Source organism: Streptomyces sp. NEAU-sy36 (assembly GCF_013423905.1).
GTDB classification, from domain to species: Bacteria; Actinomycetota; Actinomycetes; order Streptomycetales; family Streptomycetaceae; genus Streptomyces; species Streptomyces misionensis.
Genome location: NZ_CP058977.1, coordinates 2,394,864 through 2,415,299, shown reverse-complemented (window position 1 = coordinate 2,415,299; position 20,436 = coordinate 2,394,864). Strand labels below are relative to the sequence as shown.

The window sequence follows — 20,436 nt, the reverse complement described above, 5'->3', positions numbered from 1 at the left end:
AGACAGTCAGGTGCTATACGGCCCCGATCCCTGGAGACCGGGGGGAGGGGGCTAGGCCCCCAGGGTGATCATGAGTGCCAGCGCTCGAACTTGATCTTCCTGGCCTCCAGGGCAGCGCCGGCCAGGACCCTGGAATGATCACCTGTACTCTCGCTCGATGATCTTCAGTGCCTCAACCAAGAGATCATCTTCGAGCGTGTGAGCGGCTTCAGGGTCGTCGACCGAGTCCGCTATGGCCTGCACGCGCTGCCGCACCTGGGAGACGTCCATGCTCGCCTCCCTCGGCACCCTCGGGTGGCTGGCCGGCTACCGCCCCTTGGACCGTCCGCCTCGCAGGGCCTTGGCGTGCTGGCTGGTCCACATGCCGGTCGCCGCCTTGTGCCTGAGCGCGCAGTAGCCCTTGGCCCGCGGGCCCATGTACTTGGACACCTGGCGCACGCACCGGTTGAAGTCTCCCGGACTGCCCCATCGGATCTTGGCCGCGCCAGCTCCGTGGGTCCAGTAGTCGCGCAGGGTCTGGGCGTTGCCTCCGCCTTTGCGTCCGCCGTTGCCCTGTCGTCCTCGTGCCATGACGTGTCGCCTCCTTGCGGTGGCTGCCGTGGCGCGGGCTGGTGTACGTCTACCCCAGCAGTCCGGGGTGTTGCTCGGGCGGGCGCCTACGCCCGTCAGCCGGCCGCGGTGCAGCGTTTCCTTCCCGGCTGGACTTGAGCCCGTGGCAGGTAGCGCAGACACCTTGCAGCCGATCCTCGGCGTGCTCATCGGTCTTCGCCTGGACGTGGTCGCAGTGGGTGCTGGGTCGGACGCCGCACAGCTTGCAGATCGGGTCTCGGGCGAGAACGCGCGCGCGGATCTGCTGCCAGCCCTTCGGGAGCCGGGCCTTGCGGTCCGAGCCCTGCCAGCCGCCGCTCACGGCTCGTCAGGCCAGCGGACGCAGGTGATCACCATCCCGTCCTCGCTGCGCTCGACGTGTGTGGCTACCCCGAGTTCGATGACGTGCCCGCCCTCAGTGATAGCGATCACCGCATATCCGATGGGCGGCTCGGGTTCGCCGATGCCGTACCGAGCCCTCAGCGTTGCTTCAAACTTCTCGCTGACCAACTCCATGGGCGCACGCCTTCCGTGTGTCAGTCGTCGTCGCGTGCGGCTTCGGCGCGCATGTGGGTGAGGGCATAGTGGATGAGCCGAGGACCACGACGGCGTCCGACTACTCCTGTTCGGCCTCGGCGGCTAGCTGCTCGGCGAGCGCATTGAACGCGGTCACGTACTGGTTCGCGGCCCGCAGCGTGGCACTCTCTCCGGTCACGTTGTACGTCTGCGCGGCGCCGTTGGCGAAGGTGAGGTTGATTACGGCGGCGCCCTTGTTCTTCCGGCCGGCGGCAAGCGTCATGCCCCCGCTGAGGACGCCACCGGCGAGGCGGGTTGCCGTCCACGCCTTCCTCGCGCCTGCGTAGACGAACTCGGCGTGGGCTCCTGCGATCGGGCCGAGGCTGGTCTGCCCTTGCTTGGAGGACGGCCATGGTCGCATGAGTGCGGCGGTGTTCATTGTCTTCTCGGCTGGGTGCGCGTTCCGCCAGGCTTTCAGGTCGTCTCTCTCGGCCTTGCGCTGGGCGGCCTTGTCCGGGTCTCGTCTGAACACGTGTCCCCCTCGGGCGTCTGATGCTGGGTGAGCATCATGCGCCTGAACCAGGGGGCAGGCTACGGCTGTAGCAGGGTCGTGATGTTCAAGTCCCGCCGCCCGAAACGGGGATAGGTGGCGGGATGATCAGGCGGCCTTGGCTCCACTCGGCAGTGGCGGTGCCGCACCGGGCTCCAGAAGCTCCCGTGTGTGCTCGTCTCGTCGCCCCTTGGGCAGGTCCCACACGCAGTAGCCAGCGGCTTTGCCGCGGCCTGTCTTCCCGATGCGGCCTTCGGATGCCCAACGCCAGATGGTGCCGACGGGCACGCCTGCGTAGTAGGCGGCATCCGCGGCGGAGACGTAGCCGGGAGGCATCGCTCACCTCCCGGAGAAATGGCGAGAGGCCCATCAAGACGGCGGGCCTCAAAGCGCACGAAGGCTATCTGAGCACACGATGGCTTCGGTGGCTCCCTCCTGTCAAGTCCTCAACTACCTCACACGCATCAGCTCCACTCCCAGGTCTTGCGAGCGCGGGCCGCCTGGTGTGCGGCGTTGCCGATCTCGGTGGCGAGACCGGCCCACTCGCGGGGCATGAGGCGGTGGCCGGCGGCCTTGTGCAGCAGGTCACCGATGCGGCCGGCTTCGCGGGGCGGGATGCTGGCGACGTCGGCGAAGGCGCCGCCGAACAGCGGGGCCAGCTCGCGCCATTCGCTGCCACCGAGGGTGTGGGCGAGGTGCTGGCCGAGGTTGCTGATGGTGAGCGCGGACCGGGTGGACGGCATGCCACTGATGCTGGCGAAGAACAGCTCGTCCAGGGTGGCGAAGTTGGAGTAGAAGGCGCCCCGGCTGTGCCCATTGCTGCCCTCACTTCTCGCGCAGCGAGTAGCGCACGAGGACGACGTCCTGGAGCGGGACGTTGTACTGCCGCGAGTACCAGGTCTTGATCCCATCGAGGAGCGTGCCGACGGTGTCGCCGGGCTGCGCGGCGTAGCTGCCGGTGCAGTCCCGCGATGGGTTGATCCCGTTCTTCAGGGGACCGCGGGTGAGTGTGACGCTCCATGCGTAGGCGGGAGCGGTGAGGCGGGTGTTCGGGTTGCTGTAGTCGGTCATGGCTGTCTCCTTCAGAGGTTGCGGTTGTGGGCGAGCTGGGCGGTGCGGTCGAGTGCGAGGAGTACGGGCCGCGGACTGTTTTGGCTGTCGTTCCAGCTGGGGACGGTGTCGCCGCCGAAGTCCCGCCGCACGACTTCGAGGAGGAGCGCGCTGGCGTCGTCGGCCTGGCTGCGAGTGGCGGCTTCGATGCGGATGGCGCCGATGGCGCATCGCCGACCGTCTTCGCGGAGCGCCCCGCGGCACCAGCCGTCGGCCTGGAGGCGGACGCGGGCCCGGTGCAGGAGCTGGGCGATCGGCGTGCTGTGCGGGTTGGGCTCGACGGTCTGCGGCGGCGGCGCGGCGGGGAGCCCGGCGTCGATGTCGATGTGGGCGGTGTTGATGTCGACGGCTACGCCGGCCTTGTTGAGCCGGTCGTCCATGTCGAGGGAGGCGAGGGCGAGCCGGTCGTCGAGTGTGAGCGTGGCTGGCCGGGTTGCGGCCGGGGCGATGGTCGTGGTCATGTTGGGGTCGCCTTCTGCGCGGTGACGTGTGGTTGGTGGCGGGGCGCCCCTGGTCGCTTGCAGGCATTCGAGGGGCGCCCCGGCTGGGTCACTTCTCGTGCAGCGAGTAGCGCACGAGGACGACTTCTGCGACGGGGATGCCGCACTCCCGTGCGTGCATGGTGCGGATCCCGTCGAGGAGGGTGCCGACGGTGGCGCCGGCCGGCGGGGTGTAGCTCCCAGTGCGGTCCTGGGCCGCGTTCTTTCCGTGCTTCAGGGGGCCGCGCGTGAGGGTGGCGCTCCACGCGTAACTGCGGGCGGTGAGCTTGGTGTTCGGGTTGCTGTAGTCGGCCATGGTGGTCTCCTTCGGTCGGCGGGGTTACTTGAAGAGGTGGCTGAACCTGGGGTTGTTCCTGACGCGAAGGAGAGCCTCCAGCGCCTTGACCTCGGCCTCGTCCACGCGGCCCGTCTCGTTGTCCTTGCGGAACTTGCCGAGCGGTCCGGCGACCTGCGGGGCCGGGTCGGCGGCGTTGCGCATGCCGGCGGGCGGCTGGTCGTAGATGGGCCCGAAGCGGCGGCAGAGCGTCTCGGCGCCGTAGCCGCCCGCGGTCGGGATGCCGGTGAACGCCTGGCGGCTGTCGAAGACGATCGTGCTGTACGTCTTCCGGTCCTCGAAGGCGCCGGCGCGCTCGGACAGGTCGTTCACGAAGTAGTAGGGCGTGCTGAGCTTTGCTTCGCGGGCGAACCGCTTGGAGTCGCCGGGGTTCCAGGTCTTGGCCATGGTGGATCTCCTGTCGATGAGTGGGTGCGTTTTTAGGTGTTTTGGGTGGTCTGTCGGGTGGTCGGGACCCGGTCGACGCGGCTTTTGCGGTGGTTTGTGGGGTGGTCGAGGTACGGGCCACCCGGTCGCACGACTGGGGTGACGCTCGAACCGACCGGGCGACATACCGGGTCATAATGACCATCGACCGGGGCCCGACCGGCGGCCGACCGGGTCGAATGCCCTACTTGTCGAGGGCTTCGGTGAACTGCTCGCGGGTGTAGCCGTTCGGGTTGGCCATGCCGTCGAGCGGGCCGAGCTTGCGGGTCCCGCCCGCGCCGGCCTCCCGGAGTCGGGCCTGCAGATCGGTCTCGCTCATCGCCTGGTACCGGTCCGGCCGGTAGGCGGTCAGCAGCTCCAGGAGCCGCTTGGTGCGGGCTCGGTCGACCCCGTCCGCTTCGAGGACGGCCAGGCAGTCGTCGAGCAGCACCTTGCGCGCGGCGGCCGTCGTATCCGTCTTGCCGTGCTCGGCAGCGAAGCCGGTGAGGGTGCCGGCATCGATGCGCAGCTGACGGCCGCGCAGGCAGATCTCCCGGAACTCGGGGATCGTCATGAAGTCGGTCTTGAGGGTGACGTGGCCTTCCTCGCCGCCTTGGTCGAGGACGACGACGCCCTTCTGCGCGTCGAGCAGCATGTGCGGGGCGGCGCCGGCGGCGACCGCGTCGTTACCGAGGACCATCCGGGAGCTCTCGGCGCCCTTGACCCGGAAGCATGCGCGCTTGCGGCACACCTCGCGCAGCAGGGTCGGCACGCTGGTGGCGTCGGGACGCTGGGTGATGAACAGGCCCATGCCGCCCACGTACCGGCTGACGCGCACGAAGCGGGCCATGGTCTCGACGAGGACTTCCTTGCCGTTGCGTCCCTTGTCCTTGCCTTCGGGATCATCGTCGGTCTTGATCTTCATCATGGCGGCGGCATCCAGCAGCTCCTGCAGCTCGTCCACGATCAGCAGCGTCAGGCCGCGCTTCCACTCCTTCGCCAGCTCCGGGGTGAGCTTGCCCTCGGGGCAGCGCTCCGGGTGCTCCTCGGAGAGGTCCTCCAGACGCTGACCGATCTCTTGCATGTCGGCGATCAGCTCGTTGAGCAGGTCGAAGAAGGCGAGGATCTTCTCGGGGGTGTTGCCGGCGACGTAGGAGTGGGCGAACTGCTTCGTGCCGACCCAGTCGGGCCCGGCCTTCCCGGTCGCGACGTGGACGGTCATGTGCGGGTCGAGCGCGGCGGCGGCCGCCACGAGACGGGCCAGGAAGCTTTTGCCGTAGTCGGGCAGGCCTCCCAGCAGGATCGAGCACCAGACCAGCTCCAGGGCATGACGGCCTCCGCGGGCGTCGGTGCCCAGCGGGACGCCGTCCCTCCAGAAGTTCCACACCTGATGAGTGAGCAGGGGCGACGGCACCTTGTTGGTGCCGTAGGGGTTGGCTTCGTTCGCCACCCACAGCACGAAGCGTCCCTCGTGGCCGTCCTCCGAGAGGTCCGCACGCATCTCGACCTGCGACTTCTTCACCCGCAGGGCGGAGGCGAGTTCCTCGGCACGGGAGATGGCGGTGGAGGCCTTCATGCCGCCGGGCAGTTCGACGGTGGCGGTCCATCCGGGTCCGGCGGACTGGATGATGCCGACGAGGCGGGTCTCGCTACGCTGCGCTTCGGTGACGATGCCGGCCTTGATCAGGGCCGTGACGAGGTCAGCTTCGCCGAGGATCTGACCGTGGTCCCTTAGAACCAAGTCGGAGTCCTGCAGCCCGTAGGGCGCCAGCAGATCACCGGTTCCCTCGACGCTGGCGCTGCGGTCCCGGCCGTGGAACGCGCCGAGGCCGAAGGCGCCCAGCCCGGCGAGCAAGTCGAGCCACAGGCTGCCGGTGGCGACGCCGATACCGAGTCCCCCACCGACCGCGCCGGCGACGCCCGCGGTCCGAGTCAGGAAGGTCTTCCGGTGCTGCCGATAATCGGCCCGGTAGCCGTCGGCGAGCTTCTTCGCCTGTGCTTCTCCGTGGACGTCCCCGGCGGCCTCGCGGACGGCCCGGTCGGCGGAGGCGATCAACTGCGGGTAGTGGTTGTGGTACCGGTCGAGCCACCGCCGGCCAAGCTCTCGGTAGCCGCGGAAGGTGTGCGGCAGCAGCGCCAGCTGGGCGACGCGGTTGGTGGTCTCGGCGACCTTGCGCACCGACTCGATCGGCTTCCGGACCGTCGGCTCGTCCTTGAAGACGGGGGCCGACTCGATCGGCGGGACGAGCGTCAGTGTCGCGTGTTCGTCGGGGAGCGGCATGGCCATGGCGGGTCCTCCTCTCGGCGTCTCGGATTGGTCAGGTGCGGCTGAAGCGGCAATTGACGACGTAGGTGTCGCTGACGTGGACGCCCATCGCCTGGGCGCATGCACGGCGCAGTTCGAGCAGCACGTCGTCGACGCTGTGGGGGCGGCCGTCGGGCGAGCGGTAGGCGAGGTAGTGGTCCTGCTCGATGCGGCGGGACCGGTCCCCGACTCGCATCGTGACCTTGTAGGTGATGTTGGGTTCGAGCATCTGGCTGGACATGGTGTGAGCTCCTCGGGTGGGCGGGATTAGTCGGCGTTCGGGCGGTTGGTCTTGGCTGCGACGGAGGCCTGGCGGCGGGCGCCGGCGGAGTACTTCACGTCGCCCTTGGTGCGCACCCCGCGGCGCGCGGGCGGGTTGTAGGTGTGGGTGGCCGTGACGGGTCAGTCGTTCTCCTCAGCGCGGATGGCGTCGCGCAGTCGGATGGCATAGTCGTTGCGGCAGCCGACGGTCTCCCGGACGTTGCGGGCGGACAGGCGGTGGGCTCCACCGAGGGCTTCGGCGAGCTTCCTCACCGCTTCCAGATCGGCCTCAGCAAGTGGCTTCTCCGGCTCCGTCTCGGCCGTATCCGAAACCGGGCCTTTCCCTTTACCCCCAAGGGCTGTGCGGGCTTTGGGGGTGCCTCCACGCGGCCCGTCGCCGGGCTTGCCGGTAGAGGTTCCGGAGGAGCCTCCGTCGCCGCCGTTGGGGCCGAACAAGTCGGCGAGGAGAAGCTCGACGGCGACCCGCTCCGGGGACTGCTCGGCGTGGGCGAGGACGGCGGAAACGTCGGCCTCGGCGTCGAGCCGGTCGGCGATGACACTGGCGGTCATGCCCAGCGGCGCACCCTCGACGTCCCACCATGCACGGGCCCACGCGTCCTCCGGCTTAAGGGTGTTGAACGGGGCGGCGAGGAGCAGCTGCTTCTGTCGGTCGGCGACGGCCTTGAACTTCCGGCGGCGGCCCTTCTCGTGCTTGGCCCGCGCCTTCTCCTCGGCCCGCCTCTTCGGGTCGGTGACCGCGGCGGACAGGGTCAGCACCCACTGACGAACCTCGAAGAACAGCGGCCCGCCGAGGGTGACTGCGGCGAGGCCGAGACCGGCGACGCGGGCGTTGTCTGCGCTGACGCCGTGCTCGGTGAGGCTGAGGCCGTACTGGTAGTTGATGTGGGCGGCGAACCCGGCCGCGGCCAGCGACAGGACGCGCAGCAACCAGCGCACCCAGACGGGGAGCTTGCGCTCGTCGGCGTAGGCGACACCGGCGGCCATGACCCAGGCTGCGCCCTCGACGGCGGGGCCGATCGGGAACAGCATCCAGTAGATCGAAACGAAGTGGATGATCTGAGCGGGCAAGGAGGCCAGGGCCGACATGGTGACCAGGCCCAGCGTGCCCTTGCGGTACACGTTGCCTGGCGTCAGCGCCTTTTCGCGGCGGGCGGTGCGCGCGGCTCGACGCTGGGCGCGGTCGCGGCGCTTCTGGGCGTCGTCGGCGCGCTTCTCGTCGCGGTCCTTGCGGCGCTCGTCGCGGCGCAGCTTGGCCCGGTGCTCCTCGTTCAGGCGCTGCTGTTCGGCGTCGGCGGCCTTGTCGGCGCGACGCTCCTCGAACCAGCTGCTCACGGTGATCGGTGTCCTCTCGGGTTCAGCTCGCCTTGACGCGGGGGCGCCGGCGGATGTGGTCGTTGGTGGTGCTCGGGGTGCGGCCCTGAACGAGGCGGTCGCCGGGGGTGCTGGTGCCGGCGGGCGCGGTGCCCTGGGGTCGCCGGCTGTCGTCGGTACGGGCGCCGTGCGCCTCGTCCCGAGCCATCAGGCGACCGCCTTCCGGTTGCGGTGCCAGGCGATGGCTCCGAGCCCGAGCCAGATCGGGCCCGGGACGAGGCCGACGAGCACAGCCGCGCCGGTGAGTGCGGCGGCGATCGGGGCCGCGGCCGGCGGCCACAGACCGATCGCGATCAGGTACAGGCCCAGCAGGGCGACGGCGATGATGCGGAGCATGACGACCTCACAGGTCAGGTAGTTGGTGGGGGTTGCTGCGCCAGTTCTCCTTGGCGCCCGGGCGGGCCGGACGCCGCGGGCAGCCGGTCAGCGGTGGTCGTAGCGCGTGACCGTGTTCTGCGACGGGGTGTGCCGCAGCGCGTCAGCCTCGGCCAATGCGCGGGAGTCCGACGGCATGGAGGCCCGGCGCCCGCAGGAGCAGGACCAGTCGAACTGCTCAGGGCGGCGGGAGTCCCACGGCTTCACAGCGATGATGTGGTTCACAGAAGACCTCTTCATAAGTGATGGGTGGGCAGGTTCAGACAGTGGTGATGACGAGCGCGGCGATCAGCAGCCACAGGTGGTGGAAGGACTGGTCGAGCGCGTAGGCGCCGGTGCCGAGGTTGGGGTTGTCGTCGTGGCCGGCGCGCGGGGCACCGAGCCGGTAGAAGCCGCCCAGCCCCAGCACCTCGGCGAGCCGGGCCAGCGTGGTGCGCCGGTCGGCCCACCAGTGCGTGATCGCGTCAAGGGTGAGCCCGGCGACAACACCGAGCACCGACAGCCGCAGCCCCAGCACCCAGGCGGCCACCAGTAAGACGGTGAGCTTGGTGAGGGTCAGGGTGGCGACGTGCCGGGCGTCCGCGAGCCGGCCGACCCAGCCAGGGCGCCCCTTCGTCAGAGACTGGTGCGAGGTCTGCACCCAGTGGTCACCCACGCTGTGAGCGACGTACAGGGCGACGAACACGGCGGCGAAGGTGGCGGCGGCATCGGTCATGATGGAAGCTCCCTGGTCTCGTAGCGGGTCTGGGGTGGAGAGGGGCGGCCGGTCGCCTGGCAGTGAGTCGGCCGCCCCGATCCGTGTCAGCGCTTGTAGTGGAAGTACTGGTCGCCGTGGTGCGTGCCGCCGGTGACGCCGTGGTGGTCGCCGTGGACCGTGGTGGTGGAGTTGGTGGCGGCGTCGTGCGTCGTGGCCGGGCCGCTACTGCCGGACTGGGGGCAGTTGGGCTGGGTGGCCTCGCGCAGCGCGTCAGCCACCTCAAGCGCCGACTTCAGCTCGCGCTCGTAACCCGGGTCACCGATGTTCGTCATAGCTGGACTCCTGTCTGTGGTTGGTGCGGTGAGCGGGCCGCAGGGAAGCGGCCGGCGCCCCGGGCCGGATTCGATCCGGCACCCTCACGGCCGGGCCGGGGCTGGGCGTTTCGGCTGGGCTGGGTTAGCGCTGCACGACGGGGCGACTGATGTCGCGGTGGGTGACGGTGACGGTGTGGCCGCGGCGTCGAAGCCGTCGGGCGAGCCGGTCGGCGACCACGACCGAGCGGTGCCTGCCGCCCGCGCAGCCGGAACCGATGACGATCCGGTCGCCGGACGGGCCAGCCGCGTAGGCCTGCACCTGCCGGGTCGTCGCCTGCAGCAGCCGACGGATCCCCGCGGTGCGGAGCACGGCCCGCTGCACCAGCCGGTCCCGGCCGGCCAGTTCCCGCAGCCGCGGATCGACGTGCGGGTCACGGAACGCCCGGCGCAAGTCGAGGGTGATGTCCGCCTCCGGTGCATCCCCGTGCAGGAAGCCGAAGCTGACGATCTCGACCTTGGCCATCAGGCGGCGGCGGGGGTGCTGTGGAGGGCGGCGATCTCGTCAGCGAGGGCCGGGTCGTACTCGCCGGCCTCCCACTCGATGCGGGCGGCTGCGATCACGTCGCCCTTGCCGGAGGCTGCCAGCCAGTCGGCGATCAGACGGGCCCGGGCGGTCGCATCGGCGGTCTCGCGGTCGGAACGGGCGCAGGTGATCAGGGTGAACTTGGGCATGACGGTGTTCCTCACTGGTCAGGTGGGACTGAGATGGGGTGGGTGGCCGCGGGCAGCTGGCGGGGGGTGGTGCTGCCCGCGGCCGGACTAGGCGGTCAGTGCTGCTGGGCAGCGATCTGACGGGCGGCGGCGTCGGTGGCCTTGGCGGCGTCCTTCGCGGCGGCGATGCGCTGGCGGGTCTGCTCCGCCAGGGCCCGGTGCGCGAGCCCGACTTCAGCGGGGGTCATCGGGCGGCCTGCGGGTGACCGCCGCGCGGGCGGGTCGGCAGCGGGTCCTTCGTCTTCTCGTGCTCGGAGGCGCGGACGAAGGTCGAGAGGTCGTGGGCCAGGCGGTCGGCCTCAGACAGGCCCGGCTGCGTCGCGGCGGGACGGGCGGGGGCGGTCACCGCGGGCCCCACTGGTCCCGGCGCCAGGCCGAGAAGACGCAGATCGTGTCGAGGAACGTCGGGTCGGCGAGGCGGACGACGCGGAGCGGCTGGCCGTCGCGGTCGACGGTCTCCCACTCGTCGATGGCGGTACCGGTCACCCGCTCCCAGTCGATCGCCCTTTCGGCGTCCTCGACCGTGTCGAAGCCCCAGAGGCTGCCATGGTTGTCGAAGTTCGCGACGGCCTGGTCGGCGAGCGCCAGCTCCAGGCGGCGCATCGCTTCGACGGCCAGCTGCGGAAGCGGGACGGTGGGGAAAAGGGTCTGGCTGGTCATGCCGCCTCCTGGGTGGGTGCCGTCGATTTCAGGACGGACTCGGGAACTCGGAGGGCGCCGGTCGCGCCGTCTCCGGGCTTGACCTCGGCGGCGCGCAGGTAGGCGGCAACAGCGGTCTCGGCGACGCGGAAGCGCGGGCGCTCCGTGCCGGTGGCGATGTCGATGGCGGCCAATCGGCCGGAAGTGATGAGCCGGCGCACGTGCTGCGGCGTACTGCCGATGCGGCGTGCGACCTGGCCGGTGGTCAGGAAGTCGCCCGGAGGGGCGACAGAAGCGGATGTCACTGGGTGCTCCCCTGCGGTCGACTGGGGCGGACACCAAGAGAAAAGCACACGCTCTAGAGCGACACAAGTACTCTAGAGCGCATGTAGCTATTTTGAGGCACACAAAAAGCCCCCGCCCAGTAAGGGCGAGGGCTAAACCCGCAGGTCAGCCAGAGAAGTCGTACACCAGAAGGAATCGAGACGCGTCCAGAACCATTCGGTTGAACTCAACTACGCGTCCGTCCTCCCGCATCGCGATGCGGTGCTGCTCAACCACCGGGGCGCCAGCCGACAGGTGCAGGTCATCCACTTCTGCGGGGGTCGCCAAACGGCAGCGGATCTGCTCGCGGAACTGCACAGGCTTGTGGCCAGCTTCCTCCAGGCGGGCATAAATCCCACCCTCCCCCGTGTCCACCTCGGTGATCCGCGTATCGCGTGCGAACTCGTCAGGGATGTACGACGTCGCCCTCATGACGGGCACGGCATCGACAACGTACTTCCGGTCGCGGCGCCACGCTTTAGTCCCCGGTTCCAGACCGAGTACGCGCGCAACATCGTCAGGGATGGATGGGAAGTCCACCTGCGGCTCGACAACCTTCCACTTGCGCCCTTCGACGTCCACGTCCCACATCGAGCGGGCTGCGCCCCACTGTTCGGGGTAGAGCCGCTTGAGGGCGTTGCGGACAATGGGGCGCCACTCGGCCAGGAACCATCCCGACCCCTGACGGGCCTCGATGAGCCCTTCATCGCGCAACACACCGAGCGCCTGCCGGACTGTCATCAGTGAGACGTCGTAGCGGGCGCGCAGCTCCCTCTCGCCCGGCAGCTTGCGCTGTTCCTCGAACTCGCCGGCATTGATCCGCTTACGCAGGTCATCGGCGACCCCCCGATACTTGTGCGGCTCGCCGGACTTGGGTGACACGGGCTCTCCTTCGGGACGGATTCATCTAGAGCAACGCTACCCGCTCTACATCGGCACTGGTCAACGCACGCCTTGCCGACTTTTGTATCGGGGACTAGCCCTGATTGCTCTAGAGCGCTACGGTTCTCCGTAGTCGATGTGTGACAGTCAGCACACCGAAGGGATCGCATGCCCGCCAATCCGGAGCGCACTGCGCTCTACCGCTTGTTCGACACCGACGACCGCCTGCTCTATGTCGGCATCAGCAGCGAGCCGAAAGCCCGAATGAGGGATCATGCTGCCGAGAAGTCCTGGTGGGGAGACGTTGCAACCCGGGATTTCGAGTGGTTCGACAGCAGGCAGGAGGCTGCTGAGGCTGAGATCGAAGCCATCCGCAACGAGCAGCCACTCCACAACCACGCTCACAACACCTCAGCAGTACTGGCATTACTGCCTGCAGCCCGTACAGAGCCGCTCCGTCCCCAGTTCACCCCCGTGGCGAAGGACGGTCGCAGCGTCGCTCAGCGTATGGCAGCTGACATTCGACCACTGATCATGTCTGGCGACATGCCAGCCGGGACCCGGCTACCCTCCACACGCGACTTGTGCGCCCAGTACCAGACCTCCAACGTCACGGTGCAGCGCGGCCTGCGCATCCTCAAGGAGGAGGGGTTCGCCGTCGGGCGCAATGGGTCGGCCGTCTACGTCACCTCTCCGGCACCAGAGCACCTTGGCGATCCCGAGCACGAGATTTTTGAGCAGATCTCGAACGACGAGCGGTTCCCCCCGCGCAGTGTGGCGCGAGCCCTCGGAGCGTCGGACCGCGAGGTGGTCCGACGGCAGGAACAGGTGCTTCGCGTTGACGACCGCCCCGTGCGGATCGTGACCACGTACCGACGCCTCGCCGGCGAGGTGGAATCCCCAGTGGAGGTCGTCGATCAGGTGACGGTACGGCCGCCGACAAGCACCGAGGTGCTGGCCTTGCAGATCTCCCAAGAGGTGCCCGTTATGGTCACCCTCCGCCGGACGCTCGACGAGCACGGTGGAGTGCTGAACGTCCAGACCCTCGTAGAGCCCGGCAACCTCTGCCTCCGCCTGTACCGCACGCCGATTGTCCCGCAGTAACGCGAACGGCCGGGCGCTTGCGACGCCCGGCCTGTTCGACCAGCGGTGCCAGCCGCTGATCTCCAACCATCACTCGCCAGAGAGAAGGTCTGCCCATGAGCGTAGCGCCTACGGTCTCCCCCGACCACCTGCTCGATGCCCCGCTCGACACTCTGCTCGCCGAGACCGGTGTCGAGGTCGTCGACAGCACGATCACCGATGCCGGTTTCTTCGGCGCGGTTGCAGTGCGCAAGAGCGGCCAGGTGCGGCTGGAGATGCCGGTCGGCCGCAGTGAGCTGGAGTACGACACCGTGGCCCGCTACCTGCTGGCCCAGGCCTTCGACGTCGACCTGCCGAAGCTGCCCGCACCGTTCGTCACGACCGAACTCTGACCCACCAGCCTCACTGCCCCCGACCTGGAGGTCGGGGGCCTTTCCGTGCGCCCGCTTCGCGCCCTCGCGGCTCGGCCTTCGCCGGGCGCTCCCGTGCGCCGGTGACTGCCGCCCCCTTCTCCCGTAGCCTCGCCTCCCCAACTGGGCTCGTTTGTCTGGAGGTTGGCGTGATCACCTGTCCGTCACCGAAGTGCGGTTCCCCGAACGTCGCGGACTTGCCGCACTACTGGCACTCCCTGCCGGCGGAGTCGCCGCTGAAGGCCCGGTACGCGCCGCCTGACGCCGCTGACGCCAGCTACTGGCTGGCTCTGGCCGCAGTGGTCGCGGGCGTCGTGCTGCTGGTGTCGGGGTCGCTGCTCGGGCTGCTGGTTGCGGCGGCCGGCGTCGGCTGGGGTGTGCTGGTGCACCAGCGGGCGGCGGGGGCTGCGGTGCAGCTGGCGGACTGGGAGTCGTCGCGGGTGTGCCTCGCCTGCACGGGCACGTTCTGAGGGCGCACACGGAGGCCCCTGCCGCGGTGCGCGGCGGGGGCCTCGCCGCGTTTCCTGGTGGCCTCTTTCGGACATCCTGGGCGGGCTCTGCGACTGAACCGCGTCCGCCGCGAGGCGGTTCAGTCGCGCAGTTCACGAGTCACTCGGGCACGAAGTGGCTGGTGACGGGAGACAGTTGTGGCAATTGGTCTTCTGGCCAGCGCTGTTCCGCAGGCTGGGCGAGGAGTGGCAAGAATGGGGTGGCCCGGTGCGGATCACGGGCTGTTTCGCCGTCTCTCTGAGGAACCGGGGGCCTGCAGCAACCGTTTTCGGTCATCGTGGTTGCCCGATGTGCTGCGCAGAAGTCCGCGCAACTACGCATTAGAAGGAAGTGGTTCACGCCTTGCTTGCGCGCATGGTTGCAGGTCACCTCGCCATCCGTACTGTACGGAATTGCAGGTCATCGCCTTCAAGAACGCGTAACTGCGATGACATAGCGGTGCTCGACAAGGGATCCGGATTTGTGTGATCACTTCATGGCCAGATCGCGCGGGCGCCCTACGGCGGGCTAGGTTCTAGCTCGTCTCCCTCGAAGACATGAGCGGCCGGGTGGTTCGCACCCACCCGGCCGCTGTTTGACCAGCGAGTTCGCACCTCGCTGACCTTTCCGAAACCCGACCAAGCAAATGGGGGCTCCATGGGGAGCGTAACGCAGTCGCCACAACCTCAACCGACGCCGGACTATCTGCTGAACACTCCGCTCGTGCAGCTGCTGGCGGAGTTCGGCGTCCGGGTGTCCGTGCTGGAGACCGAGCCGGGCTTCACCGGCTGGGCGTGTATCCAGGCGGACGGCGGCATGCTGTTCGTGCGCCCGGCGGGCCGGCCGGACGCGGAGTGGGAGATCGTGGCCCGCTCGATGCTCGGCCGAGCGCTCGGAGTGCCGCTGCCGCCGCCTCCGGAGCCGTACCGGGTGACCGAGGTGTAGCAGGACACACGAAGGCCCCCGCCGCGGTCGCGGCGGGGGCCTTCTGTCGTTCAGCCGAGGTAGTCGATGTGCCTAATGTAGACCCTCTGCACGGGCGGCCCGTCCATGATCAGCAGCGCGAGAGTGGTGTGCTTCAGGGTGAGGGTGCGGCGGACGTCGCGGGGGTCGTCTTCGCTGCGCGGCTCGGTGCGGCCCCAGGGGTCTTTGCAGACGACGGGAAGGACGTCGTCGAGTTCGGCTCTGGCCGCGTCAGGGAGGGAGTCCCAGACGGATTCGACTGCCTCTTCGTAGCGAAGCTTGTACACACGGTAGAGACTGCCAGGTCAGGCTGCTCCATGTGAGTGGAATCGTTCATTTGCCCGCTGGATCCGGTCGCTGCCGTCGATCCACTGGCCGGGGGGCTCTTCGCCTCGCCGTACCGCCTCCACGACGTCCTCGTCGAAGGCCGTGTCGAGGTTCTTCGCGATGCGTTCCCACTTCGCGAAGACGGTGAGCAGCTCGTGGGCCGGCGCCCGGTTGATCTCTCCTAGGAAGCGCTGGGCGAGAGCCGGGTTGCCGAGTGCGTCACGAATGGACTCAATAGTCCAATTTTGATCACTCATCGCGCCCTCCCAGAGCAATTCATCGAGCGTGATTTCACCGTATCGCACGGCCTAGGCCGGGGTGGTGGTACCACCTAGGAACGCTCCCATGTCACACACATGGCATATGCCAGGGGCCTTGGATGACCGTTCCGAGCTGCTTTACAGGGCTGGCGGCGGCGCCCAGCCCGCACCGGGGTGGGGCCTTTGTCACGCCGCCCGCCTCTCGGAGAGCGGCAGCCGGAGTGCCTCGGAGTGCCCGTACTGCGTCGAGCAGCCGGGACAGCGAATGCCGGCGGTGTCGAGGGTGACCTTGAGGGTGGTCCCGCAGGCGCACTGGACGCCTATACGGCGGGGCGGCTTCTCTTCGCCGGTCGCGGCACGGCTCTGGTGCACAAGGCCGGCCACCTCGCCGACGAACTCGTCGAAGGCACCGTGGTTCTCGGCGGCCCACGGGAGCAGGTTGAGGAGCCGACCAACGACTTGGTCGAGTTGCTGCTGGAGGTCACCGTCCCAGCGGGGATGCGTGTAGGCGAGGAGGTCATGCCAGTCGATGAGCCAAGTCTGGAGGACGGTGACGATGCCGCCGCGGGCCGCGAGGCTCAGGGGGCCGAGACGGACCGGGAGCGGCGCTGTGCGACTCCCGGACACCGCGGGCCCGCCGGAGCCGCTGCCGGGGGCCAGCGAGTCCGCGAGGCGGGCGTACAGGCCGTCGGGTCCGGCGAGGGCGCGGAGGTCGCTGGCGACCCTCTCGGCGCAGAGTCGGCAGGTCTGCACCTCGGTGTCGTACAACTCGCGGGCGCAGACGATGCATGCGGCGGATGCGTCCATGGGCGTGCTCCTTGCTGGTGCGGTCAGGCGGCGTGCTGGTCGGGGAGGTCGAGGTCGTCGAAGCGAATGAGGGCGAGGCGGAGTGCGGTGACGACGGCGTGAGTGCGGGAGCGGGCGCCGAGTTTGGTGGCCGCGGACTTCAGCCGGAGGTGGATGCCCGTCTCGGTGGTGCCGAGCCGGGTGGCGATCTGCCGACTGGTGTAGCCCGAGGCGGCGAGGCGGAGCGCGTCGAGTTCGCTACCGGTGAGCGGGTGGGCGAGGTTCCGGGGCATCAGGTGTGCCTCCGCTGACTGCCCTGCAGCATGCGCTGGTCGGCCTGGGCCATGCGACGGAGGGTGCGTTCGATGACGACGGCGCGGACCTGGCCGGCGTACACGGTGGCGAGGAGCTTCTCGGAGGTGGGGGTGAGGAGTTCGCGGGCGGTGGGGCGTTGACGGGTCACAGGTAGCTCCCGTGCAGGTCGAGGGTGTGGATGCGTTCGAGCTGTGCGGCGGTGAGGCCCTGGCCGCGGAGGTCTCGCCAGCGCGGGTCGATGGAGTCCCCAGGGTCGTCGTCCGCCTCGGCGGCCAGGTCCCACGCGGGGTCCCAGCCGCCGAGGGTGAGCTGGCCGGCGGTCACGGCTGTTCGTCGTCCCCGTCACCGCTGGCCCGGTGCTCGATGGAGACGATGGATGCTGGCCGAATCTCGATGACTCCACCGCCTGCGAGGGAGAAATCAGCGAATTTGTCCAGGGTGGCGAGATAGGCGACCCGCTCGGCGTGCTCGGCGATGGAGTAGCCGCAGGTGAGGGCTTCGACGGTGTGTTCGGTGGCGCCGACGGCGTATCGGATGGTCATGGTGCTGGTGGTCCAGTTGGCGATGGCCGCGCGGGCTTTCAGGTCTGCGTCTCGGTCGGTGGTGATGACGGTTCTCCTTCGATCAGGTCAGCCGTTGAAGTTCGGCGGTTCGGCCCAGTAGTTCTCGTTGGCCTGGTTGATCCCGTCGCAGTGGCAGTGCGGTGCGGTGGGGTCGCTGTACTGCGGGCAATCCTCGTAGTGGTCGTGGGTATTGGTCTGCTCGATCACGCTGTTCTCCTTCTTGCGGGGTGTCGTGGTCACTGCTGCTCCAGCGCGTATCCGGTGCGGCGGGGCTGCCCGTTGCGGGTGGTGGCGCTGTCGTGGAGCTGGGTCGACTCGATGGCGCGGCGTCGGATCTCGCGGCCGTCCTTGGTGAGGGTGACGACCTCGACCTTGCTGTAGCCGCCGTAGCGGCCGAAGCGTCTAATCGGCTCGCCCACGACCTTGATGCGGCGCGGCTCGCTGTACGGGTAGGGATCACCGACGCTGCGGTAGGTCTGGCCGGGTTCGATGCGGTGGGTCACGGTGGTCCTTGCTGGTTGGGGGCCGCGTGCTGGCGGCCCCAGGGCGGTCAGGCGTTGATGGCGCGGGCCACGGCGAGGGCGGCGGATAGGTCGCAGGTCTCCGGGCTGCACCAGCTGTCGCATTCCTCATGGGCGGGGCTGGCTTCGCGAGCGCTGGAGAGGACTCCTTCGAGCAGGGTGGCGAGTGCGAGCCCGACGGTGGGATCCATGGCAGCGATGTAGTCGCCGACTGGGGCTGATACGTAGGCGGGCGGTCGGCCTCGTCCGCCGCCGCCTCGAAGGAACGGTCGGCTTCCGGTCGCCCATAGGGCGGTGAATGTGGAGTTGGGCTGCTCGGGGAAGTGCCGGGTGGTGTGCCAGTTGCTGTTGCCGCTGTCGTCGGCTGCCGCGGTGGCGAGCGCACGCAACTTGTCGGCGGCGGTCTGGAGTTCCTCTGCGGGTGTCACGGGTGTCCTGTCTGTCGTGCGCCTGTGTGGGCGTTGGGGGCTGTGCGGCGGCTCAGGCGGCGCGGCTGGCGGGCTTCTGTCCGGCGCCCTTGCAGCGGTAGGTGCGGGGTCGCAGGTAGCCGCTGCCGTCGGGGCCGCCGTGGTGGCGGAGGGTGCCGTTCTTGAGGAGGTTCATGTCGCGGTGGCAGACGGGGCATGTGCCGCGTCCGTAGGGGCTGTTGGGCATCGGGGTTCTCCTGAGGCTCTGAGCGCCCGCGTGGGGCGCTGTGGGAGGGCTCGGCGCTGCTGGAGTCGCGCGCGGGCCCGTGCGGCGTTCCTGAGCCCGTCCAGGCCCCGCCGTGGGCCCCGGCCACGCAAGGGCAGCCGGGGCGGGGGCGGGTTCAGGGGCGCGGAGTAGCGTCGGCAAGCGGGCAGTCGGCGTAGTGCCCGGCCGGGGCAAAGCAGTCGCCAGCGTCAGCACACGTGCAGCGCGCCTCGACCGTCTCCTCCCTGCCGTCTGCTGCGGGCTGCTGCGCCGCAGGAGCGGGTGCGTCGTCGCGGTAGTCGTCGTGCTGGTCGAACCCGGCGGTGCGGTGCCACGGCTGCCGCGCCACAGGGGCGGCCTGGGTGGCGGCCTCGCGCACGTCGGCGAGGCGTTGCCACATCCAGCCCTCGATCTCTGCCAGTTGGTTGCCGATCAGGTGCAGCGTCGTGACGTGGGCGCGGACGAGCTGCTCCTCAGTGCGCGCCTCGGTGTCGGGCTGCTGCTGCGCCCCGGCACGGTCCGGGTTCATGAGGCAGCTGTCCGGGTCGATGCCCTCGCAGGAGCCGCAGGAGTGCCCGGTGGTCTCCTGCTGCGCCCCGAAGCGCGCCTCGACAGCCAGACGGCGCAGCTCGTCCCGTGCTGCGAGAGCGGTCTGCCGCCAGCGGGCAATCACCTCGGCCGCGTCTCGGGGCTCCAGGTAGTCACCACACCCACAGGTCTGACAGACGTCCTCGAAGTGCCGCTGCTCCGGATGCCCGCAGATGCAGACCGGCACGGCGGCCCGGTCGGCGGGCTCGGGGAGCACGGCCAGCACCGCGTCGGCCACCTCGCCGTACTCGTCCGGCTCCAGCATGTCCGTGTCCCACGCGAAGCCGAAGCCGTCCGCCTCGCAGACGGCATGACGGATGCGGTCGCGGAGTGCGGCCCGGCTCGGCGGCGGGGACACCACGGCAGAGGTGGCGGCGTCAGGCCGGTACAGATGGCACGGGCAGTCATCCATCGCGCACCAGCGGCCGTTGATGTCGTGCTCGGGCTCGATGTGGCCGCACGCACACGGCCGGTACTCCGGGCCTTCCGGGGGCGGAAGCTGCAAGGTCTGGTTCACGGTGGTCTCCAGTCAGTGGGTAGCGGCGTGTTCAGCGGCCTGCGTCTCGGCGTCCGCCTCCGACACAGCCAGCCCACGAGCCGGGCAGCGCACCGGACGCGGATCAGCACCGACCCGGCGGGTGTGCAGGCACTCCCACCGCCACGGGAAAGCGCGACTGTGCCGGTTGGGGCGTACTCGGTAGGTCGTCGTCACGGGGTTCCTCGGTAGGGTTCGGGGTGCCCGGCCGGCGGTGATAGCTGCACCGCCGGCCGTGGCATTGGCGGTCACGCGGACGGCTGGGTTCGGCAGGCGGGGCAGACGTCCCGAAGGTGGCCGGGGGCCCGGCGAGTGGTCCAGCCATCGGTGCGGCCGTCGGCTCGAACCTGCTGGGTGGTCAGGGAGCCGAAGCGCGCGCGGATGGCTGCGCTGTCGGGGCAGTCGGTCTGCTCGTCGGGTCCGTCGCAGGAGACCTCGACGCCAAGGGGGTGGGCGGTCACGTGTGTCTCCTAGACGGCGTCGGACCGGACGGCGGGGGCGGCTTCGCAGCCGGGGCAGTCGTCGGTGTGCTCGGGGTCGTCGCTGTCGTCGGAGACGATGTGCGTCTCCTCGGCGGGCGGGTTGATGCCGAGCGCGCGGAGGACGGCGTTCAGGACAGTCCCGGGATCGGCGCCCTCCTGTCCGGCGGCGCCCTCGATGGCGTGCCAGGCCCGGTTGTGCTCGGACTCTGTGAGGGTGCGGGCGCGGAGGCGGCGGACTTCGGCGACGAGCGCGGGCACGTCCTCGCGGGCGTGGGCGATGAACTGCTCGTTCGCTTCCGGGTTCGAGCCGGTGACGCGGGCGACGTGGGCGTTGAACTCCGACTCGGCGAAGACTCGGCCCGGCCAGTCCTCGTGGGGGAACCACGGGCCGGGGGTGGCGGCGTTGGCGCGGGCCTGGATGGCGTCGAGGTCGAGCTGGTCGGTCATTGCTGACTCCTGAGTAAGTAGGTGCTGTGGCA

42 protein-coding genes are annotated in these 20,436 nt (G+C 69.5%); 4 read left to right on the top strand and 38 right to left on the bottom strand.

Annotated elements, in window-relative coordinates; all coding sequences use genetic code 11:
• Positions 1 to 138: 138 nt before the first annotated feature.
• The 24 genes from HZZ00_RS38290 to HZZ00_RS11065 all read right to left on the bottom strand — a co-directional run bounded on the left by HZZ00_RS38290 (position 139) and on the right by HZZ00_RS11065 (position 11,963).
• Positions 139 to 270, bottom strand: a complete 132-nt coding sequence (locus HZZ00_RS38290) for a hypothetical protein (protein ID WP_257585743.1) — start codon at positions 268 to 270, stop codon at positions 139 to 141.
• Between the two features lie 36 nt (positions 271 to 306).
• On the bottom strand, positions 307 to 570 hold the full coding sequence (locus HZZ00_RS11170; protein ID WP_180332038.1) for a hypothetical protein: 264 nt from the start codon (positions 568 to 570) through the stop codon (positions 307 to 309).
• Between the two features lie 336 nt (positions 571 to 906).
• Positions 907 to 1,104, bottom strand: a complete 198-nt coding sequence (locus tag HZZ00_RS11165; protein ID WP_180332037.1) for a hypothetical protein — start codon at positions 1,102 to 1,104, stop codon at positions 907 to 909.
• A 100-nt stretch (positions 1,105 to 1,204) separates the two neighbouring features.
• A complete protein-coding gene (locus HZZ00_RS11160) occupies positions 1,205 to 1,636 on the bottom strand; it encodes a hypothetical protein (RefSeq protein WP_180332036.1) in 432 nt (143 codons plus the stop codon).
• A 482-nt stretch (positions 1,637 to 2,118) separates the two neighbouring features.
• Positions 2,119 to 2,397, bottom strand: coding sequence for a hypothetical protein (locus HZZ00_RS11155; RefSeq protein WP_180332035.1), 279 nt, complete (start codon positions 2,395 to 2,397; stop codon positions 2,119 to 2,121).
• An 82-nt stretch (positions 2,398 to 2,479) separates the two neighbouring features.
• Positions 2,480 to 2,725 (bottom strand): hypothetical protein, encoded by a 246-nt coding sequence (locus HZZ00_RS11150; RefSeq protein WP_180332034.1) that lies wholly within the window; start codon positions 2,723 to 2,725, stop codon positions 2,480 to 2,482.
• Between the two features lie 11 nt (positions 2,726 to 2,736).
• A complete protein-coding gene (locus HZZ00_RS11145) occupies positions 2,737 to 3,225 on the bottom strand; it encodes a hypothetical protein (RefSeq protein ID WP_180332033.1) in 489 nt (162 codons plus the stop codon).
• A gap of 88 nt (positions 3,226 to 3,313) precedes the next feature.
• Positions 3,314 to 3,559: a hypothetical protein gene (locus HZZ00_RS11140; protein WP_180332032.1), complete on the bottom strand. Its 246-nt coding sequence runs from the start codon at positions 3,557 to 3,559 to the stop codon at positions 3,314 to 3,316.
• 24 nt (positions 3,560 to 3,583) lie between these two features.
• Positions 3,584 to 3,985, bottom strand: a complete 402-nt coding sequence (locus HZZ00_RS11135) for a hypothetical protein (protein ID WP_180332031.1) — start codon at positions 3,983 to 3,985, stop codon at positions 3,584 to 3,586.
• A gap of 223 nt (positions 3,986 to 4,208) precedes the next feature.
• A complete protein-coding gene (locus HZZ00_RS11130; protein WP_180332030.1) occupies positions 4,209 to 6,290 on the bottom strand; it encodes a hypothetical protein in 2,082 nt (693 codons plus the stop codon).
• Between the two features lie 31 nt (positions 6,291 to 6,321).
• On the bottom strand, positions 6,322 to 6,549 hold the full coding sequence (locus HZZ00_RS11125; protein WP_180332029.1) for a hypothetical protein: 228 nt from the start codon (positions 6,547 to 6,549) through the stop codon (positions 6,322 to 6,324).
• Between the two features lie 161 nt (positions 6,550 to 6,710).
• Positions 6,711 to 7,922, bottom strand: coding sequence for a hypothetical protein (locus HZZ00_RS11120; protein ID WP_180332028.1), 1,212 nt, complete (start codon positions 7,920 to 7,922; stop codon positions 6,711 to 6,713).
• Positions 7,923 to 7,944: 22 nt separating this feature from the next.
• Positions 7,945 to 8,109 (bottom strand): hypothetical protein, encoded by a 165-nt coding sequence (locus HZZ00_RS11115; RefSeq protein ID WP_180332027.1) that lies wholly within the window; start codon positions 8,107 to 8,109, stop codon positions 7,945 to 7,947.
• Complete coding sequence (locus HZZ00_RS11110) at positions 8,109 to 8,297, bottom strand: hypothetical protein (protein WP_180332026.1); 189 nt, start codon at positions 8,295 to 8,297, stop codon at positions 8,109 to 8,111. The genes HZZ00_RS11115 and HZZ00_RS11110 overlap by 1 nt, the downstream gene beginning before the upstream one ends.
• 87 nt (positions 8,298 to 8,384) lie before the next feature.
• Complete coding sequence (locus HZZ00_RS11105; protein WP_180332025.1) at positions 8,385 to 8,561, bottom strand: hypothetical protein; 177 nt, start codon at positions 8,559 to 8,561, stop codon at positions 8,385 to 8,387.
• Positions 8,562 to 8,595: 34 nt separating this feature from the next.
• Entirely contained in the window at positions 8,596 to 9,051 is a 456-nt protein-coding gene (locus tag HZZ00_RS11100; protein WP_180332024.1) for a DUF3307 domain-containing protein, read from the bottom strand.
• An 86-nt stretch (positions 9,052 to 9,137) separates the two neighbouring features.
• A complete protein-coding gene (locus HZZ00_RS11095) occupies positions 9,138 to 9,365 on the bottom strand; it encodes a hypothetical protein (RefSeq protein WP_180332023.1) in 228 nt (75 codons plus the stop codon).
• 124 nt (positions 9,366 to 9,489) lie between these two features.
• Positions 9,490 to 9,870: an RNase adapter RapZ gene (locus HZZ00_RS11090; RefSeq protein ID WP_180332022.1), complete on the bottom strand. Its 381-nt coding sequence runs from the start codon at positions 9,868 to 9,870 to the stop codon at positions 9,490 to 9,492.
• Complete coding sequence (locus HZZ00_RS11085; RefSeq protein ID WP_180332021.1) at positions 9,870 to 10,079, bottom strand: hypothetical protein; 210 nt, start codon at positions 10,077 to 10,079, stop codon at positions 9,870 to 9,872. Before HZZ00_RS11085 ends, HZZ00_RS11090 begins: the two co-directional genes overlap by 1 nt.
• Before the next feature lie 95 nt (positions 10,080 to 10,174).
• Positions 10,175 to 10,306 carry a hypothetical protein gene (locus HZZ00_RS38285; RefSeq protein WP_257585742.1) on the bottom strand — a complete coding sequence of 44 codons (132 nt, stop codon included), beginning with the start codon at positions 10,304 to 10,306 and terminating at the stop codon, positions 10,175 to 10,177.
• On the bottom strand, positions 10,303 to 10,464 hold the full coding sequence (locus HZZ00_RS11080) for a hypothetical protein (RefSeq protein ID WP_180332020.1): 162 nt from the start codon (positions 10,462 to 10,464) through the stop codon (positions 10,303 to 10,305). Before HZZ00_RS11080 ends, HZZ00_RS38285 begins: the two co-directional genes overlap by 4 nt.
• Positions 10,461 to 10,778 carry a hypothetical protein gene (locus HZZ00_RS11075; RefSeq protein WP_180332019.1) on the bottom strand — a complete coding sequence of 106 codons (318 nt, stop codon included), beginning with the start codon at positions 10,776 to 10,778 and terminating at the stop codon, positions 10,461 to 10,463. The genes HZZ00_RS11080 and HZZ00_RS11075 overlap by 4 nt, the downstream gene beginning before the upstream one ends.
• Positions 10,775 to 11,062 (bottom strand): helix-turn-helix domain-containing protein, encoded by a 288-nt coding sequence (locus tag HZZ00_RS11070; RefSeq protein WP_180332018.1) that lies wholly within the window; start codon positions 11,060 to 11,062, stop codon positions 10,775 to 10,777. Before HZZ00_RS11070 ends, HZZ00_RS11075 begins: the two co-directional genes overlap by 4 nt.
• A gap of 145 nt (positions 11,063 to 11,207) precedes the next feature.
• Positions 11,208 to 11,963 (bottom strand): GntR family transcriptional regulator, encoded by a 756-nt coding sequence (locus HZZ00_RS11065; RefSeq protein WP_180332017.1) that lies wholly within the window; start codon positions 11,961 to 11,963, stop codon positions 11,208 to 11,210.
• A 168-nt stretch (positions 11,964 to 12,131) separates the two neighbouring features.
• On the opposite strand from HZZ00_RS11065, the gene HZZ00_RS11060 reads away from it, so the two are divergent.
• From HZZ00_RS11060 to HZZ00_RS11045, 4 genes are all read left to right on the top strand, one after another.
• Positions 12,132 to 13,067 (top strand): GntR family transcriptional regulator, encoded by a 936-nt coding sequence (locus HZZ00_RS11060; RefSeq protein WP_180332016.1) that lies wholly within the window; start codon positions 12,132 to 12,134, stop codon positions 13,065 to 13,067.
• Between the two features lie 95 nt (positions 13,068 to 13,162).
• Positions 13,163 to 13,438 carry a hypothetical protein gene (locus HZZ00_RS11055; RefSeq protein WP_180332015.1) on the top strand — a complete coding sequence of 92 codons (276 nt, stop codon included), beginning with the start codon at positions 13,163 to 13,165 and terminating at the stop codon, positions 13,436 to 13,438.
• Positions 13,439 to 13,605: 167 nt separating this feature from the next.
• Positions 13,606 to 13,926 (top strand): hypothetical protein, encoded by a 321-nt coding sequence (locus tag HZZ00_RS11050; protein WP_180332014.1) that lies wholly within the window; start codon positions 13,606 to 13,608, stop codon positions 13,924 to 13,926.
• Positions 13,927 to 14,668: 742 nt separating this feature from the next.
• On the top strand, positions 14,669 to 14,890 hold the full coding sequence (locus tag HZZ00_RS11045) for a hypothetical protein (RefSeq protein ID WP_180332013.1): 222 nt from the start codon (positions 14,669 to 14,671) through the stop codon (positions 14,888 to 14,890).
• Positions 14,891 to 14,940: 50 nt separating this feature from the next.
• On the opposite strand, the gene HZZ00_RS11040 is transcribed toward HZZ00_RS11045, so the two are convergent.
• The 14 genes from HZZ00_RS11040 to HZZ00_RS10975 all read right to left on the bottom strand — a co-directional run bounded on the left by HZZ00_RS11040 (position 14,941) and on the right by HZZ00_RS10975 (position 20,404).
• Positions 14,941 to 15,195, bottom strand: a complete 255-nt coding sequence (locus HZZ00_RS11040; RefSeq protein ID WP_180332012.1) for a hypothetical protein — start codon at positions 15,193 to 15,195, stop codon at positions 14,941 to 14,943.
• 18 nt (positions 15,196 to 15,213) lie between these two features.
• Positions 15,214 to 15,492, bottom strand: coding sequence for a hypothetical protein (locus tag HZZ00_RS11035; protein WP_180332011.1), 279 nt, complete (start codon positions 15,490 to 15,492; stop codon positions 15,214 to 15,216).
• 189 nt (positions 15,493 to 15,681) lie between these two features.
• Entirely contained in the window at positions 15,682 to 16,302 is a 621-nt protein-coding gene (locus tag HZZ00_RS11030) for a hypothetical protein (protein WP_180332010.1), read from the bottom strand.
• 23 nt (positions 16,303 to 16,325) lie between these two features.
• Complete coding sequence (locus HZZ00_RS11025) at positions 16,326 to 16,574, bottom strand: helix-turn-helix transcriptional regulator (RefSeq protein ID WP_180332009.1); 249 nt, start codon at positions 16,572 to 16,574, stop codon at positions 16,326 to 16,328.
• Positions 16,574 to 16,744 carry a hypothetical protein gene (locus HZZ00_RS11020; protein ID WP_180332008.1) on the bottom strand — a complete coding sequence of 57 codons (171 nt, stop codon included), beginning with the start codon at positions 16,742 to 16,744 and terminating at the stop codon, positions 16,574 to 16,576. The genes HZZ00_RS11025 and HZZ00_RS11020 overlap by 1 nt, the downstream gene beginning before the upstream one ends.
• On the bottom strand, positions 16,741 to 16,920 hold the full coding sequence (locus HZZ00_RS11015; RefSeq protein WP_180332007.1) for a hypothetical protein: 180 nt from the start codon (positions 16,918 to 16,920) through the stop codon (positions 16,741 to 16,743). Before HZZ00_RS11015 ends, HZZ00_RS11020 begins: the two co-directional genes overlap by 4 nt.
• Complete coding sequence (locus HZZ00_RS11010; RefSeq protein ID WP_180332006.1) at positions 16,917 to 17,138, bottom strand: hypothetical protein; 222 nt, start codon at positions 17,136 to 17,138, stop codon at positions 16,917 to 16,919. The genes HZZ00_RS11015 and HZZ00_RS11010 overlap by 4 nt, the downstream gene beginning before the upstream one ends.
• A gap of 87 nt (positions 17,139 to 17,225) precedes the next feature.
• Positions 17,226 to 17,399: a hypothetical protein gene (locus tag HZZ00_RS11005; RefSeq protein WP_180332005.1), complete on the bottom strand. Its 174-nt coding sequence runs from the start codon at positions 17,397 to 17,399 to the stop codon at positions 17,226 to 17,228.
• Positions 17,396 to 17,662, bottom strand: a complete 267-nt coding sequence (locus HZZ00_RS11000; RefSeq protein WP_180332004.1) for a hypothetical protein — start codon at positions 17,660 to 17,662, stop codon at positions 17,396 to 17,398. The genes HZZ00_RS11005 and HZZ00_RS11000 overlap by 4 nt, the downstream gene beginning before the upstream one ends.
• Positions 17,663 to 17,709: 47 nt before the next feature.
• Positions 17,710 to 18,108 carry a hypothetical protein gene (locus HZZ00_RS10995; RefSeq protein WP_180332003.1) on the bottom strand — a complete coding sequence of 133 codons (399 nt, stop codon included), beginning with the start codon at positions 18,106 to 18,108 and terminating at the stop codon, positions 17,710 to 17,712.
• Between the two features lie 52 nt (positions 18,109 to 18,160).
• Positions 18,161 to 18,334, bottom strand: coding sequence for a hypothetical protein (locus tag HZZ00_RS10990; protein ID WP_180332002.1), 174 nt, complete (start codon positions 18,332 to 18,334; stop codon positions 18,161 to 18,163).
• 154 nt (positions 18,335 to 18,488) lie between these two features.
• Positions 18,489 to 19,457, bottom strand: a complete 969-nt coding sequence (locus HZZ00_RS10985; protein WP_180332001.1) for a hypothetical protein — start codon at positions 19,455 to 19,457, stop codon at positions 18,489 to 18,491.
• 266 nt (positions 19,458 to 19,723) lie between these two features.
• Positions 19,724 to 19,936: a hypothetical protein gene (locus HZZ00_RS10980; protein ID WP_180332000.1), complete on the bottom strand. Its 213-nt coding sequence runs from the start codon at positions 19,934 to 19,936 to the stop codon at positions 19,724 to 19,726.
• 9 nt (positions 19,937 to 19,945) lie between these two features.
• Positions 19,946 to 20,404 carry a hypothetical protein gene (locus HZZ00_RS10975; RefSeq protein WP_180331999.1) on the bottom strand — a complete coding sequence of 153 codons (459 nt, stop codon included), beginning with the start codon at positions 20,402 to 20,404 and terminating at the stop codon, positions 19,946 to 19,948.
• Positions 20,405 to 20,436 lie beyond the last annotated feature (32 nt).

Coding starts and splice junctions, on each gene's coding strand:
- HZZ00_RS11095 (WP_180332023.1), bottom strand. CDS start 9,365: ATGACGAACATCGGTGACCCGGGTTACGAGCGCGAGCTGAAGTCGGCG.
- HZZ00_RS11170 (WP_180332038.1), bottom strand. CDS start 570: ATGGCACGAGGACGACAGGGCAACGGCGGACGCAAAGGCGGAGGCAAC.
- HZZ00_RS11165 (WP_180332037.1), bottom strand. CDS start 1,104: ATGGAGTTGGTCAGCGAGAAGTTTGAAGCAACGCTGAGGGCTCGGTAC.
- HZZ00_RS11035 (WP_180332011.1), bottom strand. CDS start 15,492: ATGAGTGATCAAAATTGGACTATTGAGTCCATTCGTGACGCACTCGGC.
- HZZ00_RS11150 (WP_180332034.1), bottom strand. CDS start 2,725: ATGACCGACTACAGCAACCCGAACACCCGCCTCACCGCTCCCGCCTAC.
- HZZ00_RS11110 (WP_180332026.1), bottom strand. CDS start 8,297: ATGCTCCGCATCATCGCCGTCGCCCTGCTGGGCCTGTACCTGATCGCG.
- HZZ00_RS11140 (WP_180332032.1), bottom strand. CDS start 3,559: ATGGCCGACTACAGCAACCCGAACACCAAGCTCACCGCCCGCAGTTAC.
- HZZ00_RS11130 (WP_180332030.1), bottom strand. CDS start 6,290: ATGGCCATGCCGCTCCCCGACGAACACGCGACACTGACGCTCGTCCCG.
- HZZ00_RS11115 (WP_180332027.1), bottom strand. CDS start 8,109: ATGGCTCGGGACGAGGCGCACGGCGCCCGTACCGACGACAGCCGGCGA.
- HZZ00_RS11055 (WP_180332015.1), top strand. CDS start 13,163: ATGAGCGTAGCGCCTACGGTCTCCCCCGACCACCTGCTCGATGCCCCG.
- HZZ00_RS11075 (WP_180332019.1), bottom strand. CDS start 10,778: ATGACCAGCCAGACCCTTTTCCCCACCGTCCCGCTTCCGCAGCTGGCC.
- HZZ00_RS11010 (WP_180332006.1), bottom strand. CDS start 17,138: ATGACCATCCGATACGCCGTCGGCGCCACCGAACACACCGTCGAAGCC.
- HZZ00_RS11100 (WP_180332024.1), bottom strand. CDS start 9,051: ATGACCGATGCCGCCGCCACCTTCGCCGCCGTGTTCGTCGCCCTGTAC.
- HZZ00_RS10975 (WP_180331999.1), bottom strand. CDS start 20,404: ATGACCGACCAGCTCGACCTCGACGCCATCCAGGCCCGCGCCAACGCC.
- HZZ00_RS11030 (WP_180332010.1), bottom strand. CDS start 16,302: ATGGACGCATCCGCCGCATGCATCGTCTGCGCCCGCGAGTTGTACGAC.
- HZZ00_RS11060 (WP_180332016.1), top strand. CDS start 12,132: ATGCCCGCCAATCCGGAGCGCACTGCGCTCTACCGCTTGTTCGACACC.
- HZZ00_RS10990 (WP_180332002.1), bottom strand. CDS start 18,334: ATGCCCAACAGCCCCTACGGACGCGGCACATGCCCCGTCTGCCACCGC.
- HZZ00_RS11085 (WP_180332021.1), bottom strand. CDS start 10,079: ATGCCCAAGTTCACCCTGATCACCTGCGCCCGTTCCGACCGCGAGACC.
- HZZ00_RS11025 (WP_180332009.1), bottom strand. CDS start 16,574: ATGCCCCGGAACCTCGCCCACCCGCTCACCGGTAGCGAACTCGACGCG.
- HZZ00_RS11135 (WP_180332031.1), bottom strand. CDS start 3,985: ATGGCCAAGACCTGGAACCCCGGCGACTCCAAGCGGTTCGCCCGCGAA.
- HZZ00_RS11155 (WP_180332035.1), bottom strand. CDS start 2,397: ATGCCGTCCACCCGGTCCGCGCTCACCATCAGCAACCTCGGCCAGCAC.
- HZZ00_RS38290 (WP_257585743.1), bottom strand. CDS start 270: ATGGACGTCTCCCAGGTGCGGCAGCGCGTGCAGGCCATAGCGGACTCG.
- HZZ00_RS38285 (WP_257585742.1), bottom strand. CDS start 10,306: ATGACCCCCGCTGAAGTCGGGCTCGCGCACCGGGCCCTGGCGGAGCAG.
- HZZ00_RS11125 (WP_180332029.1), bottom strand. CDS start 6,549: ATGTCCAGCCAGATGCTCGAACCCAACATCACCTACAAGGTCACGATG.
- HZZ00_RS11145 (WP_180332033.1), bottom strand. CDS start 3,225: ATGACCACGACCATCGCCCCGGCCGCAACCCGGCCAGCCACGCTCACA.
- HZZ00_RS11090 (WP_180332022.1), bottom strand. CDS start 9,870: ATGGCCAAGGTCGAGATCGTCAGCTTCGGCTTCCTGCACGGGGATGCA.